The organism is Candidatus Sulfotelmatobacter sp., assembly GCA_036500765.1.
Taxonomy (GTDB): Bacteria; Acidobacteriota; Terriglobia; order Terriglobales; family Acidobacteriaceae; genus Sulfotelmatobacter.
On the sequence record DASYBM010000004.1, the window covers coordinates 319486 to 338370 of the forward strand.

The following is an 18885-nucleotide window of genomic DNA, read 5'->3' on the forward strand; positions in this document are numbered from 1 at the left end:
GGCGGCTGTAAGTCGAACCGAGCAACCGCAAGCCAAAGCATGATCACCGACTGCCACATTCACATTCAGCCCATGGAAATGTTCAAGCCCCATGCGCTTGAGCTGATGAAGAAGAAACGCGCGAACTTCGACCAGATCGTCGAGTTCTGCCGTTCGCCCAAGGCATTTCTCAAGTTCATGGACGAAAGCGGCGTTGATCGCGCCATGCTTATCAATTACGTGGCCCCCGAAGTGATCGGCTTCACCAGCGGAGTGAATCAGTTCGTCGCCGACTATGTGAAGGAGAATCCGAAGCGGTTGCTCTCCTGTGGCAGCCTGCATCCGCGCCACACCACGAATGTGCTCGCCGACGTGGAGCAGATTCTGCGACTGGGATTGCAGATGATCAAGATTCATCCGCCGCACCAGTTGCTTTTTCCCAATGATTATCTGAGCGGCGCAAAAGAGCTGGAGATCATTTACCGTGCTGCCGAAGCCAATGGTGTGCCCGTCATGTTCCACACAGGTACGTCAATTTTTCCCGGCGCCCGCAACAAATACGGCGATCCGATTTACGTCGATGACGTGGCCGTCGATTTCCCCAAGTTGAAAATTCTGCTTGCCCACGGGGGTCGGCCGCTCTGGATGCAGACCGCATTCTTTCTGGTGCGCCGGCATCCGAACGTGTATCTGGACATCAGCGGCATTCCGCCGAAGACGCTATTGAAATATTTTCCGCGCCTCGAGGAAATCGCGCACAAGACTCTGTTTGGGACGGACTGGCCTGGGCCGGGCGTCCCCGATATCAAAAAGAATCTTGACGAATTCAGGGCGCTTCCGCTCAGTAAAGCCGTTCAGCAGCAGATTCTAACGAAGACCGCGCTGGCGATGTGGCCTGCCTGATTTGCTGTATAAGAGATCTTTCGCTCAGCGGCCCGCCGCTTAAACTACACTACCACCGTTTATTTTCCCGCCCTCGCCGCATCGGCCTTCGTTCCCATCAATTCATCCGCCAAGGCGGTCGCCCCGTAGATTTTTCGCAGGGCCTCCTGAATGCCGCGTGAGTCCACGGAAACGGCACGGCCCTGCCTGTCGTTGAAGGCGAAGTTCCAGGGCAGCGACTCGATGTTGCCATCGAATATGATTCCCACGACCTCGCCCGCTTTATTGACCGTGGGCGATCCTGAATTCCCTCCGATAATGTCGGGGGTTGAGACAAAGTTCAGCGGCGTCTTCAAATCCAGCTTCGCCTTCGACTGCATCCAGCTCTCAGGAAGGTTGTAAGGCGGTTGGCTGTTGTGCTCAGCCGCGTGTTGATACGCGCCACCGATGTTTGTCTCGAAGGGAATCGTCTTTCCGTTCTCCTGATATCCCTTTACCGCGCCATAACTCAGACGAAGTGTGAAAGTGGCGTCCGGCGGTTGGGCAAAGCCGCTCTGCGCGAATCGAGCCTTGGCGACGATGGTGCCATCGCGGCGGACTACCGATTCGACTTTATCTTCATATTGCTTGCGAGTGGCCCTAGCGTCGGCGTCGATGGCGCGCATCGCAACGATCAGGGCATCGGTGCTGGCGTCAATCGCGGCTTGCCCGCCTTCATAGAGCTGTTTGCGCACCGCCACATCATCCAACTTCGTGCTGGCGATCATCTCTTTCGCGGCCTCTGCGGCGGTTTTTCCTTGCAGCACCTTCTGCACGTCTGGGTCGTCTTTGCCCAGAGTATCCTGCATGTCGCTGAGAGAGTCGGTCAGGAGAGCAGTCTCCAGGCTCTTATAAATCGGTTCCGTGGAAAAGAGCTGCTGCTCGAAGGAAGGCAAGTTGGAGTCGCGGAACTCGCGCATGCGTTCCGAATTCGGTTTCGGCTTTTCTGCGGCTACGCGAACCAGAGCACGAGCGGTCTGCGCGAGATGACCGGCGAAGCCGCGCATGCGCTCAAGATAAGTCAGGTCGGGATAAATGGACTGCTGCATCTTGATCGCCTGGGCTATTTCATCCCAGGGATCGGGCGCTCCCATGTTTTTCGGATCCGACTTGAACGAGGCGCGTAGCTTAGCTTCGTCTGCGGCTTTCACGTCCATGATGCTTTTGTCGAGGAGCCCCGACTGGTAGCCGGTAATCGCCTTTTGCCCGTTCTGCATTCCAAAAATGTCTTCTTTGGCGATTCGGGCGTTTTCCTCCGACTGCTTACTGAAATCCTGTAAAACGGCGATGCGCCGCTGCAAGAACTTCAGAGTTAGCGGATATTGCACATCGCGAAGGAACTCAAGCTGCGCCATTGTGAGCATGCGGCCCGTGTTTCCGGGATGTCCCGAGACAAAGATCAGATCGCCTTCTTTTACGCCGGTGCGCGACCATTGCAGATAATTGTCGAGATGTGCCGGCTTGTCGTTTTCGTACACGCGAAAGAACGTGATGTCGAGATCGTAGCGGGGATAAGTGAAATTATCGGGATCGCCTCCGAAGAAGGCGATATCGAATTCCGGCGCGAACACCAGCCGCACATCGGTGTACTTTTTATATTTGTACAGGTTGTAAACCTGGCCAGAATAAAGTATGACCACATCGCAGCGCAGGCCGGTTGCGGTTGTGCAGTCCTTTTCGACCTGGGACATGGCAGCGCGCTGGGCCTGTCCGGCATCGGCGGCCGACATTTCCGGCTTCACGCCTGCATTTACTTTGTCGGTCACATCCTCGATGCCCACGAGTTGGTTGAGTTCCAAGTTGGGGCACTTGGCCTCTTCCGCCTGAGTCTTGGCGTAGAACCCAGTCTTGATGTAGTCATGGCCCTCGGTCGAGAGTTGCTGTACGCAAGCGGCGCCTACGTGGTGGTTGGTGAAGGTCAGTCCATCTGGCGAAACAAAAGAGCCTGAGCCGCCGTTATTGAAGCGCACCGACGATAGTCGAACGTGGTCGAGCCACTGCTGGGTAAGTTGAAAGCCGTACTTTGCCTTGATTTTGTCCTTTGGAGGCGCATTATAGAGCCACATGCCCTCGTCGGCTGTGGCCAGAGTCGAACCCACAAAGGCAAATGTAAGCAGAACAGCGAAGAATCGTTTCATTGCGGGCGGTTCCTCCCTACGGATTTTGACGAGCCAATCAGAGTCAGTAAAGAGCCGCGGAGATCTGCGACCGAACCCCCAACTATACGCCCCGGCGGAGTCGAGTGGCAAAATGCGGCCGCGACGACTGTTTCGATCGGCTACCGTTGAACGGGGCCTTGGCGTGGCGCTTTGAGCAGACTAGGGCTCGGGCGGTTGGTAAGTTCGATACGTTTCAGGTATAAAAAAAGGTTGGGCTCCCGTCGTGCTTTCCGCACGCGGTTCCGCAACGCAATCCGGCGATGGAAGCGAGAATCCAATGTCCAGTGTGACTACGAACCGGGCTCCGAGAGGACTTGAAGGCGTCGTTGCCACCATTTCCAAGATCTGTTACATCGACGGAGACGCCGGGGTTCTGGCCTATCGCGGCATTGACATCCACGAACTGGCCGAGAAATCGAACTTTGAGGAGACGTGCTACCTCCTGTGGTTCGGAAAACTACCCTCGCGCCCCGAACTGCGCGAATTGAGCGAGCGCCTGGCCCGCGAACGCAAGCTCGATTCAGCCATCATCACTCTGCTGCGGAATGCGCCCGCTCACGCGTTGCCCATGGACGTGTTGCGGACCGCCGTCTCCGCTCTATCGTTCTACGATCCTCTGGAGAAGAGCAACGTCGGCCAGGCCAACGTCGACAAGGCGATTCGCATCACCTCGCAGATCGCCATGATCGTGGCCGCCTATGACCGCATCCGTAAGGGAAAAGCTGTGGTTGATCCTGACCCCAAGCTTTCGCACGCTGCAAATTTCCTGTTGATGTTGAACGGGACGGCTCCGTCGGCGACCGCCGAGCGTGCGCTTGACATCGCGCTGATCTTGCACGCGGACCACGAACTCAACGCCTCCACTTTTGCGGCCCGGGTTACGGCGGCGACTTTGTCCGATATGCATTCGGCCATTACTTCGGCCATTGGCGCGCTGAAGGGTCCGCTGCACGGCGGCGCGAACGAGGCCGTATTTCAGATTTTGCAGGCGATCGACTCCTCCGGCTCCGATCCGGTGGACTACATCAAGGGTATCTTGGCGCAGAAGAAAAAGATTCCGGGCTTTGGGCACCGCGTGTATCACACCGAAGATCCACGGGCCACGCACCTGCGCGCCATGTCGCGGGATCTCGGCAATTCCAGCGGACAGGGCAAGTGGTTTGAGATGTCGCACAAGATCGAGGAATTTGTGAAGGCCGAAAAAAAGTTGAACGCCAACGTGGATTTTTACTCGGCTTCCACCTATCACACGCTGGGCATTGATGTAGACCTGTTCACCCCCGTCTTCGCCGTCTCACGCGTAAGTGGCTGGGCTGCCCATGTGATGGAGCAACTCAATGACAATCGCCTGATCCGTCCGCGCGCCGACTATCTGGGCCCGGAATATCCCAGCCATTATGTGGAGATGGACCGCAGGTAGCCTCTCGTCGGACCGTTGCTTGCAATATCTCCCCTTCTCCATCATTCCGAATACTGTAGGTAAGACATAGCAAAGCGCTACGGCTCCACGACTTTGCAAGGTAGAATAGAAGCGGTATGCACCGCGTCTATCTAGACAATAACGCCACCACGCCGGTCCTGCCGGAAGTGTTCGAGGCCATGCGGCCGTATTTCGGCGAGCAGTTTGGTAACGCCTCGTCGATTCACCATCACGGGCAGCAGACCCGGGCGGCGGTCGAGGATGCACGCGAGTCGGTGGCCGCGTTGCTCGGCTGCCGTGCTTCGGAGTTGGTTTTTACCAGCGGCGGCACGGAGGCCGACAATCTCATCATCGCCGGGCTGGTTGGGCCGGGCGATCATGTGATTACGTCGAGCATTGAGCATTCTGCGGTGCTGCAAACTTGCAGGCACATGGAAGAGTTGGGTGTGGAGTTGACGGTTTTGCCTGTGGATGGGCGCAGCCTTGTCGATCCTGACGATGTGCGCCGTGCGCTGCGTCCCAATACGAAGCTGATCTCGATCATGATGGCCAACAACGAGACTGGCGTTTTGCAGCCGCTTGAGGAGATTGCGAAGATCGCCGCCGAGGCCGGCGTTTGTTTTCATACCGACGCGGTGCAGGCAGCGGGCAAGGTTGCGGTTGATGTTGGGCGAATCGGTTGCCATGCGCTCTCGATCTCCGGCCATAAGATTCATGGGCCGCAGGGCGTGGGTGCGTTGTTCGTAAAGAAGGGTACTCGACTGCGGCCGATTCTCTATGGTGGCAGGCACGAGCGGTCGCTGCGGGCCGGGACCGAAAATGTCCCCGGAATTGTGGGCTTAGGCAAGGCTGCGCAACTAGCAAGAGTCGCCTTCGACCGCGGCGACGACAAGAACATGGCTGCGATGCGCGATCATTTGCAGCAGGGAATTCTTGCGCAGGTCGAGGACGCGGGCGTGAACGGCCACGGCGCCCCGCGCGTGCCGAATACCGCCAATATTCACTTCGACTACATCGACGGTGAAGCGATGGTGATTGCGCTGGACTTGAAGGGTGTTGCGGTATCGACCGGCGCAGCCTGTTCGTCGGGCGCGATTGAAGCATCGCATGTACTGCTGGCCATGGGCCTGCGTCCCGATCAGGCGCGAGCGAGTATTCGGTTCAGCCTGGGCAAGCAGACGGTCGAGGAAGATATTGATTACGCGCTGGCGTTGGTGCCGGAGGTTGTGGCGCGATTGCGAGACTTGTCCCCTGCCTACCGGAGGGTGAATGCCTGATGATGCGCGGAGCCGGATCGAGGAAATCAAGAAGCGAGCGCGGAAGAGAGGGAAAATTCTTCTTCGGTGCCCTCATTGCAGGCATTATCTAGTAGGAATCATTTCGCCGCGAGGCGACTTCAAATGCCGTACTGGGAGCGCAGCAATCTTTTCTGTTCTTGGCCGCGCTGCTCGCGTAAGGACGAACGGGTGCGTTTGCGAGAAGCGGTTCGCGGGCGCGGTCCGCGGGACGGAAGCACATGCTGCAACAACGCTCGACGTTTGCGGACCGGGAAACTGCCAAGCGCTAGAAGCTAGGAGCTAGAAGCTGACCACAGACACTATCGCCGTAGCCATGTCGGGCGGTGTGGATTCTTCCACCGTCGCGGCTATGCTGCGTGCCGAGGGGCACAACGTTATCGGGTTGACGATGCAGTTGTGGAATCAGCGCCGACTTGCGGGCAGGGATGGCATGCCTGAGACGTCGCAGGGGCGCTGCTGTTCGCTCGACGATGTTTACGACGCGCGGCGCGTGGCCCAGCAGATCGGCATTCCGTATTACGTGGTGAATCACGAGGAGCGGTTTGAGCGCGACGTGATTCGTCCGTTTGTGGAAGAGTATGTTTCGGGGCGCACGCCCATTCCGTGCAGCCTTTGCAACAATCATTTGAAGTTTGATCAGTTGCTCGTTGTGGCCCAGCAGATCGGGGCCGAGCGTGTTGCGACGGGACACTATGCTCGCGTCGCTTTCGACGAGGGGCGGGGGCGCTGGCTGCTGAAGCGTCCCGCTGACGTGAGCAAGGACCAGACTTACTTTCTGTTCGGTCTGACGCAAGACCAGCTTAGCCGGACCATCTTCCCGCTCGGCGATATGACGAAGCCCGAGGTCCGCGTGCTCGCCCACAAGCACGGACTCGCGCTGGCCGAGAAAGCAGACTCGCAGGAAATCTGCTTCGTCCCCGGCGGCGACTATAAGCGGTTTATCGACGCCTATCTATCGGAGCAGGGCGAGGCCTTGCCCGATACCGCTGGCGACCTTGTTACCACGAACGGCGAGGTGATCGGCGAGCATTCCGGCATTCACAACTTCACCGTCGGTCAGCGCAAGGGACTTGGCGTCGCCACGGGATCGCCGCTCTACGTCATCCAGATCAGCGGCGTGAACAAGCAAGTGATTGTGGGCGGGGAAGAGCATCTTTACTCGCGCACTTTGCGCGCCCGCCGCGTGAATCTGATCGCCGTCGACGATCTGCACGAGCCGATGCGCGTGACCGTAAAGATTCGCCATCGCCACGAGCCCGCAACGGCCGCGATCGAGAGAACAAGCGCCGATGAAATTCTCGTCACCTTCGACGAGCCGCAGCGCGCCATAACTCCGGGACAGGCCGCAGTTTTCTACCACGGCAACATCGTCGTTGGCGGCGGCTGGATCGGATAGCAGATCGCGAGGAATGGCAAGCCTTAGCCGATATAATCCCCCGAGAGGTGGCTTGCTACGTCTTCCCGTCGAGGGATCCTCGCGCTATCGCTGAGGCGATCCTCTGATACGAGTCTTGCTGGTTAGAGAATCGCGGGTGCGGGGCTGGCTGGAGGGGAGGTTGCCGCGAGCGCCTCGACCTGAAGCGTGAGGCCGTCGACTCGACGAACCAGCACGAGTTGACCGATCGGAAGGTGCGAGGAGGCGACCGCGTCCCAAAGTTCGCCGTGGACGAAGACTTTGCCTTGCGGCGAGAGCGAGGTTTGCGCGACTCCGGTTTCGCCGACCAGGCCCTGCGCGCCGGTCACTACTTTGTTGCGCCGGGCACGGACGGCGATGGTCATGAGGAAAGCGGTGATGAGGCCGAACGGAATGCTGACGGCCAACGCCGTCAGCAGATGCACGCGCATTTCGGGAATGGGCGAATCCACCAGAAGCAAGCCTCCTATCGTCAGCAGAACGATTCCTCCGATGGTAAAGATGCCGTGACTGGCGAACTTGGCCTCCGCTCCGAAAAGAGCAAAAGCCCCGAGGATCAGCCCCAGTGCGGCGAAACGCGTAGGCAAGAAGTTAAGCGCGAAGGCCGCCAGCAGAATGAAGACCACGCCGACGGTTCCCGGAATCACGGCGCCGGGATGATTGAATTCGACATACAAGGCGAGCGCGCCGATCGCGAGCAGCAGGAAGGCGACGTTCGGGTCCATCAGGGTATCAAGAATGTGCTCCTTCAGCGTCATGCCAAAAGGAATGACCGACTGGTCCGCAAGGTTCAACGAACCGGAGGCTCCATTGAAATGTTTGAAGCTTTTCCCCTGCATCTGGCGGAAGAGATCTTCGGGCGACGAGGCGACGTAGTCGATGAGATGTTGCGCAAGCGCTTCCTGCTCGGTAAAAGACTTGGACTCGCGCACCGCGCTTTCGGCGGCTTCGATGTTGCGTCCGCGCTTGCTGGCAACGGATCGAATCAGAGCGGCGGCATCGTTTTCGATTTTGCGGTTCATCTCCTCGTCGGGCTTGACTTGCACGGGGCCAATCAGCGTGACGGGATGGGCCGCGCCGGCGGCGGTTCCTGGAGCCATGGCCGCGACGTCAGCGGATTCGAGAATGAAAATTCCGGCAGAACCCGCATGACCACCGGTAGGCGTGACATAGACGATGACGGGTACCGGAGACGACGTGATCTTCTCGATGATGTCGCGCGTGGAACTAACGAGGCCGCCGGGAGTATTGAGCTCGATCAATACGGCTTCGGCGTTGCGACGATGCGCTTCGTCGATGGCGCGTTCGATGTACTCCGCGCTGATGGGCTGGATGGTGTCGTCGACCACGACCTTGAGGACTTCGGCGGAGGCGGGCGTCAGGAAAGCAGCGACCGCCGCCAGCGAGAGAATGAAGCGCACCATAATGAAGCGCACCATAAAGTTCGTCTTTACTGCCGGCCAGTGCAAAACTCCTTATAACAATCCAAGGGCCTACCGCTATTGTCGCTCTATTCGAGAGACTTGGCGCGGATTTCTTGGGACGCGTTCGTCGGTGCGGCTGAAACTGCCGGAGTACGAGTTAATGGTTCGGCACTCCATCCCGGTAAGTATGTGCTGCCGGTAATCAGACGCGCTCCCCGTTCATACGTGACATACGACCACGCCCATTGAATGAAAACCAAGAGCCGATTGCGAAAGCCGATCAGGAAAAGAATGTGGATGAATAGCCAGGATAACCAGGCGATAAAGCCAGAGATGTGAATCTTACCGAACTCGGCGACAGCGGCTGCGCGTCCGATAGTGGCGAGGCTGCCCTTGTCCGAGTAATGGAAGAAAGGGCGGAGGGCAAAATCCCCGCCTTCTCGCACAGAACGCGAGAAGTACGGGGCACGCTGCTTCAATGTTTCCCGCATCAATTCTTCACCGATCAATCTGGCGACGAAGTTACCTTGCTGCATCGCGACTGGAGCGACACCAGGCAACATCTTTCCGTGTTCGTCTTTCAGCGCGGCGAGATCGCCGATGACAAATACTTCCCGATGGCCAGGAACGCTAAGGTCGGGTTGGACCAGCACGCGTCCGGCGCGATCGACCGGAGTTCCGATCTTTTTGCCGAGCGGGGAGGCGGCGACTCCGGCAGCCCACAGAATCACCGTCGCCGGCAGCCGGGTGTTTCCCGCAAAGACGACGCCGGGTTCAATCTGCGTCACGGTGGCCGAGGTCCGGACTTCCACTCCGAGATGATTGAGTTGTTCCTGTGCGCTGCGGGAAAGATCTTCCGAGTACGATGGCAGGACGCGCGGTCCGCCTTCGAGGAGCAGGATATGTGTGCGCGCCGGATCGATGGAACGGAATTCATGAGTGAGCGCGTGCCGGGATATTTCGGCAAGCGTGCCGGCCAATTCGACGCCGGTGGGCCCGCCGCCGACTACCACGAAGTTGAGAGGAACGGCCGCTTCGCTCGTTGCAGCTTGCCGCTCCGCTAGTTCGAAGGCGAGCAGCACGCGACGCCTGATTTCGAGCGCGTCTTCGATGGTCTTGAGTCCGGGGGCGTAGGGTTCCCAATCATCATGGCCGAAGTAAGCGTGGCTCGCGCCCGCGGCAACGATCAGGTAGTCGTACGGAATATTCGCATTGGGAGTTTCGACGATGCGCTGGTCAAGATCGAATCCAGTAACTTCCGCCATCAGCACTTCGATGTTCTTGTGCGAGCGCAGAATGGAGCGGATGGGGGCGGCGATCTCTCCCGGCGAGAGGCCCGCGGTAGCGACCTGGTAGAGCAACGGCTGGAAGGTGTGGTAATTCGTGCGGTCGATCACCGTAATGCTGACTGGCGCTCTCGCCAGGGCGCGCGCGGCATTCAAGCCGCCGAAGCCCGCGCCGACGATCGCGACGCGAGCCAATCCGTCACTCGGAGTCTTCGTCATTTTGCCGTTCTTACCTTGCTGTTCCCGCTCCACCTCTATAAGATTCAGCGCGATGGCTGAGGGTTACAGAAGTTCTTCGGCAGACCGATCGACTCCGGCATGGGTGCGCGTGGCAATGCCATCGGTGGCGGACCTGATTTTTGTCGCGCTGCTTGGCGTGCTTGTTTTCACGCCGCTGGCAGTGAAGCTGTTGGGCGATGCGGGGATCGGCTGGCATATCCGCGACGGACAGCAGATCCTGGCCGCGCACGCGATTCCGCGCGTGGATTCATTTTCTTCGACGATGGCGGGTGAACCGTGGTTTGCCTGGGAGTGGTTATACGACGTGGTCGTCGGCAAGTTGGAAACTGCGGCCGGACTGAATGGCGTGGTGTGGTTCACTGCTGCGGCGATCGCTGCGGTATTTGCATCGTTGTTTCGGTTCGTTATAGTGCGCGGAGCGAATCTTTTTATCGCGCTGGCGCTAGTGCTGTTAGCGGTGTCAGCCTCGATGATTCACTTTCTGGCGCGGCCGCATGTGATGAGCTGGCTGTTCACGCTGGCATGGTTCTGGATTCTCGATTCGGCGGAAAGGGAAGCGATCGATAGGCCGAGTGCGCCGCCCGGTTGGAGATTGCGGGCTCTTCCGCCGCTGATGCTGATATGGGCGAATGTGCACGGGGGATTTCTAGTCGGGCTTGTATTGCTGGGGATTTTTTGGCTGGCGGCTATCTGGAACTGGTTCACGGCGAAAGAGAACCGGGTCGAAGAATCGTTACGCAAAATCGCCGCCGGAAAGTGGTCATGGGGTTTGCTGTGGGTGGGTCTGCTTTCCCTCGCGGCCAGTTTGGTGAATCCCTACGGCTGGAATTTGTACTCACACGTTTATTCATATCTGACGAACCGTTTCCTGATGAATCACATTGACGAGTTCCAATCGCCGAACTTTCATGGCGTGGCGCAGAAATGTTTTCTGGCGCTGCTCCTCGTCGCGCTGGCGATTCTGTGGCAAAAGGGCGCGAAATTGCGCGCGAGCGAAGGGCTCACAGTTTTGTTCTCTGTGTATGCGGGGCTTTTTGCATCGCGGAATATTCCCGTTTCTTCCATTCTGTTGGTGATGGTGGTTGCGCCGTTGGTTCCAGCGACTCGCCTGATCGAGCGATTCTCGCAGCGAATGCAGGCTGTCGAACTCGGGCTGCGCGGGCACGTGTGGCCGATAATTGCCGTTGTCGCCCCTCTGGCAATCGCGGCCAACGGCGGAAAAGCCGGATCCCGTGCGCTGATGGATGCGCATTTCGATCCCACGCGAATGCCGGTCGAGGCGGTGAATTATCTCGCGACGCATGACGCCAAGGGCCCGGCGCTGAGTCCGGATTATTGGGGCGGATATTTAATTTACCGGCTCTATCCGGCGACGCGCGTGGTGGTCGATGACCGGCACGATTTGTATGGCGAGCGGTTCTTCAGGAGCTATCTAAAGATGGTGCATGTGCAAGACGGGTGGGAGGAATTCCTGCGGGAGAATCACCCTGGCTACTTGCTGCTGCCCAGGGACGCGGCGCTCACCAGCATCCTGTTCCGAGCGCCGCAGTGGAAGGACGTTTACAAGGACGACGTGGCGGTGATATTCATTCCCGCTGGCACGGGACCAAATCGGTGATTGCAGGGTCTCGCCTGAAAATTCGGTTGCACTACCGCGGGATTCGACCGATGATGAGTTTCCAGTTCAGATCCTCGACTCATTCATCTGCATGCTCAATCAACTTACGCAGCAATCCTGCCAGAGAGTAACCGGCGCCTTTTCAATCGCACTGCTCACGCTCGTGCTGGGGGCGTGCTCGGGGCGCACTACGCCATTGAATGCAGTCGTGACGCAGCCCGGGAATCCCGTGGGGGCGAATCTTACACAACTGAGTTCGGATCCCTACGCGGTTGGACCGGGGCAGCATGCCACTGAAGTCGAACCCCATATGCTGGCTAATGGCAACACACTGGTGGCCGCGTTCCAAACTGGCCGTATTATTGCTGGAGGCGCGACCGACATTGGTTGGGCGACTTCGACCGATGGAGGCACGACCTGGAGCCACGGATTCTTGCCGGAGCTCACGACGGGCGAAGGCTCGGGTCGTTATGACGCGGCCAGTGATCCCGCGGTGGGCTACGATACGAAGCACGCGGTCTGGATGATCGCTTCGCTGCCAATTTCGAGTACCTTGCAGACGCCAGCAGTCATGGTCAGCCGGTCGATGGATGGACTCACCTGGCAGGCTCCGGTCGGCGTCTTTCCAACGGCGGAGAGTTCCGACAAAAACTGGATCGCCTGCGACGATTGGGCGGCGAGTCCGCATTACGGCAATTGCTATGTAGAGTGGGACGATAATCTGAATGGCGATCAGATCCTGATGAGCACATCTTCGGACGGTGGGGTGACATGGAGCGCGCCGGTGACCACCGCGAATCTGGCGCAAGGGCTGGGCGGGCAGCCGCTGGTGCAGCCCAGCGGGACGGTGGTCGTGCCGATTGAGACCTTCGCCGGGATCAATTCCGCATGTATCTCGGCGTTCAGTTCCAACGACGGCGGGGTGAGCTGGAGTTCGACTGTGACGATCGCAAGCATCCAATACCACGCTGATGCGGCGGGAATTCGTAGTGGGCCTCTGCCGTCGGCGGCGATAGATGGAGCGGGAACTGTCTGGGTCGTCTGGGAAGACTGCCGTTTTCGCGCGAACTGCTCCACCAACGATCTGGTCTACAGCACTTCGACAGACGGCGTGAGGTGGAGCGCGGTTACTCGGGTTCCTATCGATGACACATCGAGTGCGGTCGATCATTTCATTCCGGGGATCGGAATTGATCCGGCGACGTCCGGCGCGACGGCGCATGTGGCCCTGCATTATTACTACTATCCGGTGAGCGCCTGCACGCTTGCGACCTGCAACCTGATCCTGGGTTATATTTCCTCGGCCAACGGCGGTTCCACATGGAATGCGCCAGTCGTACTCACCGGGCCGATGCTGCTGAGTTGGCTGCCGAACTCACAGAACGGGTTGATGGTGGGAGATTACATTGCAACCGCGTTTACCGATGGTGTTCCGCACGGAGTATTCGCGGTGGCGACGATGAATTCCGGCGGTTCTTTCGCCGAGGCGATCTATACAGCGCAGGGATTGACCGTGACCGCGAGCGGACGGCAGTTGTCGTCGGCGGGCGACAGGCCGCTACACAAACTATCGGACAAGATCGAAAAGGAAGCGCCGGAGAAAGGCCTGAGACCGCCGCCAAGGCGCAGCCGATCTAGCCAGCGAAGCGCGAAGTAATTTGCTTTTGGGGCCCGGCTGTTAACCCAACAAGCGTTTCTTGATGGCCATGATGGCCATAATCGTGCCGGCGGACGCATTGGAGAATTCACTGCTGGCACACGGTTTCATTTCGTCTTGCACGGATTCTCCGGCGTTGGCCCGCATAACCAATTCAGCGGCTACTGCGTGGAAGCGGGCGTGTTCATATTTCAGACGCCGATACTCCGGGAGCGCGGAGTGAGCTGTACCCTCGCTATAGATCCATCGACCCATGACACACTTATGGTCGAGGCTCACCTCGGTGGAGCTCAGACTGTGATCGTGTTTAGCCAGAGTCTGGCGCAGTCTGCGCTTCCACTTGCTATGGAGGCTGATGGCTTCGTCGAAGTCCATTCCATTTCCCCTCACCCCGTTGGCCAGGCGGGCGTGGCGTGGCCCTGGTCGTCCTTGCATGGATATCGGCGACTCCGGGCCGGATGATGAGTGCCAGACGGAGAGCGGGACGTGACGAAGGTAACGATGAAAAGAGGGGACCAGAACCGAGATCCCTCGTCAGGCGCAGTTCGCCCTCGTCGGCACAAGTTCCTTTCGAACTAGAAGCGGTCGTTGGTGTCGATACCGAAACCGAGGATCGCGGTGACTTCCACGGGTTGGTCGCCGCGCATTGCGGGCTGGAACTTCCAACTGCGGAGCGCAGCCACGACTTTCGCGGTCATCTCGGCAGGGCCGGCTTCGAGGACGCGGACCCCCTTCAGATTGCCGGATGTGTCGAGGATGCAGGTCACCACCATACGGGCATGGGGCAGGCCTTCGGGAAGGCTGGTGCGAATGGATTGCGGAGGCGCAAAAGCTCCACGACCGGTGACAGACTCGGCATATTCCATGGCCGCCACTCCCAGCGAACTCGAAGTTTCGGGATAGATCGTATGCTTCTCGCCGTGCAGAAGGTTTCTGTAGGGCGCGAAGGCGCCGCCGGAATTTGCCGTTGCCACGATATCGACGTCGAAGGTCTGCGCGCGCTTGATGGAGGTACGTCCGGGAGTTTGAGCATCACTTGCCGCATCGTTAGATCCAAAAGCGGGAAGGGTGACCTGGCTGCTTCCGCCGCTGATGTCGACGCCGCGGACCGCTGGAGTGCCAGACGGGACGTTCCCCGCGCCGCCCGGGCCGGCGGCGGGAGAAATTCCGCCGTGAGCTGCGGCATCAGAACCATGTTCTGTGCCTGATTTCGCTGCGCCGGCGCCAGCGCCATTCATACCGCTGCCTGGGCCGTTTCCACGGCCAATGCCGGTACCGCCTTCAGCGCCGCCGATGCCGAGTTTATCTCCGCCGGCAGGAGCCATGGCGAGCGAACCGGTGCTGCTGTTGGGCAATGCAAGCTTCGGTCCGGGCTGGCTGGAGAGCACTGCGCCTGCATTGGCGCCGCTGCCTCCGGTATTCGGCGGGGCGAGACCTGCGCCGGGATCCAGCGGCGCTCCAAGGCCGGCGCCCCTATGGCCAAGTCCAGAGCCGGATGGAGTTGTGCTTCCTCCGACCGATGGTGGCGGCGGAACGATAGCGTTTGCCAGCAATGTGCCGCCCGGCAAGCCGCCGCCCGCACCAGTCACGGAAGGCGGCGGAGCAACGACGTTAGGCGTCCCAACCGTCGAAGCAGAAGACGATGCCAGAGAGCGTCTGCCGATGGTGCTGGAAAGTCCGGCAGTGGGCGGCGGAGCCACTACATTCGCCCCCAGCGATGTGCCATTGCCACCGCCGCGCTTATTGCCGCTCGCCATGCTGATCGCAGCCGTGGGCGGGGGTGGAACGACATTTGCCGACAGTGAACTGGCTGCGCTGCTCGGGCGATCTGACTGCACCGATGGGGGCGGCGGCACGACTTCAGCCGCGCCAAAAATCTTGCCGATCAGGCCGCTCATGAACGACGCGGTGGCAGATTGCGTTGGCGGCGGAGGCACCACCGTTTTTGTGGCATCGGGAACGCTGCCGGCCGCAAGGCGATGTACATCTTGAGAAACCTGGGACGATGGCGGCGGCGCGATCACCGAAGGTGCGGGCAGGTTGAGTTTGGAATTCCGGGCGCTTGCGCGCTCCGGCGCCGAAACCGGTGGCGGTATGACAGCGGCATTGGTCATCTGGACCGGAGAACTCGATATCTCCCGGCTGATTCCACTTGGTGCGGGAGGAATCACATTGTCGGCCAGCGCCGAAGCCGTACGCGCGTGGCCGGTGGTTGGGTTACTCACAAGGCTTGGCGCTGGCGCGATCACTGCCGGGTTGAACGATGGCGAGTGCGCGCGACCGCGGGCCACGTTCGGCGCGGGAGGAATCACGATTGGTGCGAGTGCGGGCGCAACCAGGGTGTGGTCGTTAGGAACCTGGGGCGCGGGCGGGACCAGGATCGCGCTCAGGTTGGGCATGGTCAGCGTGCGATCTGCCGCCACGTTCGGAGCGGGTGCGATGACAGCGTCGAACTGTACGCCGTTACGAGTGTAGTCGCGGATCGCATTCGGTGCCGGCGCGACAACATTGGCCGCAAGATTTGGTGCAGCCCGATTCGAGCGCAAACCCTCCGAAGGCGGAGGTCCGGGATTCGGCTTCACGGCCAGCAGGTTCGCCACTGCATCCTGCGAGGACGGAAGCTTGAGGTTAGGCGCATCAACCACCTTCGGAACCAGAGACCCGCCGCGGGCGATCTTGATAGTCTGCGTACGGTGGTGCGCTTCGTCACCGCCTGCGCGGCCGCTATTTCCAGCTTCAGTCCCGCCCAGATCCTGAGTCCGCGGAAGCTCTTCGCCGCTGTAATAAATCACGTCGTGGCTGGCAATTCGGGGCGCGACATAGGGCCGCAGTTCCGCAATTTTGACCTGTACAAAAAGCAGCGCGGCGATGGCAAACGCTTCCAAAACATAGGAAGGGATCATGATGCGCAGGGGGACTAATCCGAACGGAGCTTCCCCGGCCAATCGACGTTCCGAGCGGGCCAGCGCCGGCCCGATGGAGGCGACAAATTCCTTCCAACGCGGTGTCCACTCCACCAGCAGCTTGGGCGCGTCGGGAACCTCGACGATTTTCGTCGGTGTTTGCGTCGGCATCTCTTCGAGTTGGAGCGTTTGGGTCACGAGGGCGGTACTCTACCATCCGTTTGCATCGTAATTTCGATTTTATCGCCCACTGCGGTCCTGGTTTCGGCGGCGATTCGACTCGGTAGTTCCAGAACCGACGCGGCTTGCGATCGCACCGGGGCGAAGCGCCACGGTTGCAGGTCGTTTTGGATATGGATCACTGTCATGCCGCGATCGAGATACACCACGTCGATGGGGAATCCCATTCCGAAAGTATGAACGCCGTGGCAGGGAACGATCCAGAGGCCGGAGCCGTTACGAAAGTCACTCTGTTGAAGTCCAAGCAAGCCGCGGAGTCGCGTCCAATGGGTGTCGGCCACGGCCATGGCGGTGGCGAGGTACGCCTGGCGGGTTTGGTTGAAAGCTTGTCCCTGCCCTGAAAAAAATGCCATGACTGCGGATGCTCCCCTGTTCCGACCGGTGTCGCTTTTCTTACTTGCCGCCCGCGACCGGACCCAGTTGCCGGATCAACTCGATAATCGCCGGGCCGATCGTGACGAAAATGATCGAAGGCAGAACAAAGATCACCAGTGGGGGAACCATCTTGATGGTGGTTTTTGCAGCTTGTTCTTCGGCCCGTTGCCGGCGTTCCGTGCGGAGGGAGTCGGAATGCACCCGGAGGGCTTGGGCGACGCTGGTACCGAAGCGATCAGTTTGAATTAGTGTACCAACAAGCGAACGGATGTCGTCAACTCCGGTGCGGTCCACCAGGTTACGGAGGGCTTCAACACGCGGCTTGCCGGCGCGCATTTCCAGGTTTACGAGATGGAACTCATCGCTCAGGTCGGGGTGGGCATGATGGAGATCCTGGCCCACGCGGGTGAGAGCCTGGTCGAGCGCGAGGCCGGCTTCTACGCAAATCACGGTGAGATCGAGGGCGTCGGGCAGGCCAAGTCGAATGCGGTTCTGCCGGTCTTTGATCATGCGCTTCAGGATGAAACGCGGCAGGAAAAAGCCGAGCCCAGGAATGCCGACGATCAGAAAAAGGTTATCGAAGCCGGCAAACAACGCGACTGCGGCAAAGCCCGCGGCGGCCGCCAGCAGACGGGCTCCAAAATAGTAGTTGACGTGAATGGGGTCGCGGAAACCGGCCTGAATCAGCCAGGCCCGGGTACGGGACACATCGGCGGGAGAAAGCGGAAGGGCCTTGCTGATGGGATCCAGAGCCTGCTCGATCCGTTCCCGAATCGCGGGTTTATTTTCCGCCTGCTGCTGTTGCTGTCCGCCCAGCGCTCGCAGACGAGCGCCAAGAATAGAACTTGGGGCCACCACCGCGGCTCCAAAGGCGAATACCGCCATCACCACCGTGACGAATACGACCACGACTAATAGCAAAGGCAACATGGCTTTGTTTAAACCTGAATCCGGATAATTTTCCGGATTACGAAATATCCCACCGTTTGCAAAGTGATGCCGGCGACCAGCAGAGTGTGTCCGATCGGATCGGAAAATAACGGACGAATAAACCCGGGATTCAGCACCAGCATGACCGCCACGATGATGGGGGGCATCCCCATCAGCAGCGCCATAGTAAGCCGGCCCTGCGCAGTATAGACGCGCACCTGGCGTTGAATTTTAAAGCGCTCGCGGATGACGTACGAGAGGTTATCGAGAATCTCCGCCAGATTGCCTCCGGTCTCGCGCTGCAACATGACTGCGGTGACGAAGAACTTTACGTCGACCAATGGCATGCGCTCGGTCAGATTCATGAGCGCGTCGCGGACGGGCATGCCGAATTTCTGCTCTTCAAAGAGTTGGCGAAATTCGCTGGAGACCGGCTCCGCAACCTCATCGGTAATCATTTCGAGCGCGGTGGTGAAGGCGTGTCCGGCGCGAACCGCGCGCGCCAGAGTGTCGATGGCCTCGGGAAAGAGTTCCTCGAATTTTTCAAAGCGCTTGTTGCGGCGATAGGACGCGTAGGAGTAGGGGAGCAGGAAGCCGACCAGCATGGCGATCCACGCGATTTCGACGCGCTTGCTCAGGACATACACCACGAACGTGGCCACGATTCCGGCCAGAGCCGAAAGCGCCAGAAAGTTGCCGGCTCGCAGCGACATCCCGGCTTGCGCCAGCATTTTTTGGATGTCGGTTACCCGCGCGGATTTCCGCAGCAGGGTGTCGAGCGCCGGGATCTGGCTGAGTTGCTCGTCGCGCAGGAGCGCGAGCTCTTCTTCCGCGGCCAACTCGGGCGCTTTACGCTCGTTGGCCAGTCGCTCTTTGATGAGGCGCGCCTGAGCGTTACGCTGGTCGAAAATCGACGCCAGCATAAAAGTCGCGAGCGCGACCACGACGAATACGACGAAAGCAATCAGCGCTGTGGACATAGCGTTATGTATTCCTTAGTCGAAGCCTTCATGTTGGCGCC

General features: G+C 59.5%; 14 protein-coding genes. 6 read left to right on the plus strand and 8 right to left on the minus strand.

Features of this window, described 5'->3' with window-relative positions:
• Nucleotides 1–39 precede the first annotated feature (39 nt).
• On the plus strand, nucleotides 40–882 hold the full coding sequence (locus tag VGM18_04135; protein ID HEY3972167.1) for an amidohydrolase family protein: 843 nt from the start codon (nucleotides 40–42) through the stop codon (nucleotides 880–882).
• A 59-nt stretch (nucleotides 883–941) separates the two neighbouring features.
• Here VGM18_04135 and VGM18_04140 read toward each other — a convergent pair whose 3' ends face one another.
• Nucleotides 942–3038 (minus strand): S46 family peptidase, encoded by a 2097-nt coding sequence (locus VGM18_04140; GenBank protein HEY3972168.1) that lies wholly within the window; start codon nucleotides 3036–3038, stop codon nucleotides 942–944.
• A gap of 307 nt (nucleotides 3039–3345) precedes the next feature.
• Here VGM18_04140 and VGM18_04145 point away from each other — a divergent pair, with 307 nt between their 5' ends.
• The 3 genes from VGM18_04145 (at nucleotide 3346) to mnmA (ending at nucleotide 7173) form a co-directional block, all read left to right on the plus strand.
• Entirely contained in the window at nucleotides 3346–4479 is a 1134-nt protein-coding gene (locus VGM18_04145) for a citrate synthase (protein HEY3972169.1), read from the plus strand.
• Nucleotides 4480–4595: 116 nt separating this feature from the next.
• Nucleotides 4596–5756 carry a cysteine desulfurase family protein gene (locus VGM18_04150; protein HEY3972170.1) on the plus strand — a complete coding sequence of 387 codons (1161 nt, stop codon included), beginning with the start codon at nucleotides 4596–4598 and terminating at the stop codon, nucleotides 5754–5756.
• 307 nt (nucleotides 5757–6063) lie between these two features.
• Nucleotides 6064–7173, plus strand: coding sequence for a tRNA 2-thiouridine(34) synthase MnmA (mnmA, locus tag VGM18_04155; GenBank protein HEY3972171.1), 1110 nt, complete (start codon nucleotides 6064–6066; stop codon nucleotides 7171–7173).
• A gap of 122 nt (nucleotides 7174–7295) precedes the next feature.
• Here mnmA and VGM18_04160 read toward each other — a convergent pair whose 3' ends face one another.
• A complete protein-coding gene (locus tag VGM18_04160; protein ID HEY3972172.1) occupies nucleotides 7296–8630 on the minus strand; it encodes a nodulation protein NfeD in 1335 nt (444 codons plus the stop codon).
• Between the two features lie 71 nt (nucleotides 8631–8701).
• A complete protein-coding gene (locus VGM18_04165) occupies nucleotides 8702–10120 on the minus strand; it encodes an NAD(P)/FAD-dependent oxidoreductase (protein ID HEY3972173.1) in 1419 nt (472 codons plus the stop codon).
• A gap of 52 nt (nucleotides 10121–10172) precedes the next feature.
• Here VGM18_04165 and VGM18_04170 point away from each other — a divergent pair, with 52 nt between their 5' ends.
• Together VGM18_04170 and VGM18_04175 are read left to right on the plus strand one after the other, a co-directional pair.
• Nucleotides 10173–11759 (plus strand): hypothetical protein, encoded by a 1587-nt coding sequence (locus tag VGM18_04170; GenBank protein HEY3972174.1) that lies wholly within the window; start codon nucleotides 10173–10175, stop codon nucleotides 11757–11759.
• Between the two features lie 91 nt (nucleotides 11760–11850).
• A complete protein-coding gene (locus VGM18_04175; protein ID HEY3972175.1) occupies nucleotides 11851–13416 on the plus strand; it encodes a sialidase family protein in 1566 nt (521 codons plus the stop codon).
• A 21-nt stretch (nucleotides 13417–13437) separates the two neighbouring features.
• On the opposite strand, the gene VGM18_04180 is transcribed toward VGM18_04175, so the two are convergent.
• From VGM18_04180 to VGM18_04200, 5 genes are all read right to left on the minus strand, one after another.
• Nucleotides 13438–13851, minus strand: coding sequence for a CZB domain-containing protein (locus tag VGM18_04180; protein ID HEY3972176.1), 414 nt, complete (start codon nucleotides 13849–13851; stop codon nucleotides 13438–13440).
• Between the two features lie 140 nt (nucleotides 13852–13991).
• Entirely contained in the window at nucleotides 13992–16517 is a 2526-nt protein-coding gene (locus VGM18_04185) for an energy transducer TonB (protein ID HEY3972177.1), read from the minus strand.
• Nucleotides 16514–16912, minus strand: coding sequence for a DUF192 domain-containing protein (locus VGM18_04190; protein ID HEY3972178.1), 399 nt, complete (start codon nucleotides 16910–16912; stop codon nucleotides 16514–16516). The genes VGM18_04185 and VGM18_04190 overlap by 4 nt, the downstream gene beginning before the upstream one ends.
• 40 nt (nucleotides 16913–16952) lie before the next feature.
• Complete coding sequence (locus VGM18_04195; GenBank protein ID HEY3972179.1) at nucleotides 16953–17864, minus strand: type II secretion system F family protein; 912 nt, start codon at nucleotides 17862–17864, stop codon at nucleotides 16953–16955.
• A gap of 8 nt (nucleotides 17865–17872) precedes the next feature.
• Nucleotides 17873–18844 carry a type II secretion system F family protein gene (locus VGM18_04200; protein HEY3972180.1) on the minus strand — a complete coding sequence of 324 codons (972 nt, stop codon included), beginning with the start codon at nucleotides 18842–18844 and terminating at the stop codon, nucleotides 17873–17875.
• Between the last annotated feature and the right edge of the window lie 41 nt (nucleotides 18845–18885).